Here is a 558-nt window from a genome sequence, read left to right as displayed (position 1 = left end):
TTTGGCTGTCCAAGCCATTTCAACTGCTCCCCCATGCTTGATGGGAAATCTGCGCCAGGTTTAAACCACGCTTTCGTTGAATAGCGTTGATTCGGCATCAGTTCCGCTGAAAACGCCGAGGAAACTTGCGTACTGGTTTGCTCACCTGATGCAGTTAGCACGCTATCTTGGCATTTCAAATCAGCAATAACAGGGCCGAGCTCTAAGCTTCCCACTGGACTTTGGATGCCACTGGCACTCCAAACCAATGTGCCTTCACCAGTTTTACACCACGGAGCTGCGTAAGTCGCATGACGAATGTTCAACTCCAGCTGGCCATCAACACTAACAGGCACCGGCAGGCGCGCTTGTTCGACGGCTTTCGATGCCGGGATCGACGCCACCAAATTTTCCGCGTAAGGGCCATCGCTGAGACTGTATCCAACTAAACCTCGACCGCGAATGTTCATATCGCTGCCGCGCCCAAAACGTACCGAAAATTCGGCTTTGCCGGTAAATAAGCTAGACCATTGGAAATCCCAATTCACTTGCCCTAGGTTTTGACGCTGCCAACGCACG

At 52.0% G+C, this 558-nt stretch carries 1 protein-coding gene; it reads right to left on the bottom strand.

Translation table 11 applies throughout. The features are described from left to right. A partial coding sequence (locus R7R78_RS28575) for a type II secretion system protein N (protein WP_225474907.1) occupies window positions 1-558 on the bottom strand: 558 nt, incomplete at both ends.

It is taken from the genome of Vibrio sp. 2134-1, assembly GCF_033339495.1.
Note: the sequence above shows the minus strand (reverse complement) of the source record. Positions and strands in the feature narration are given on the sequence as shown.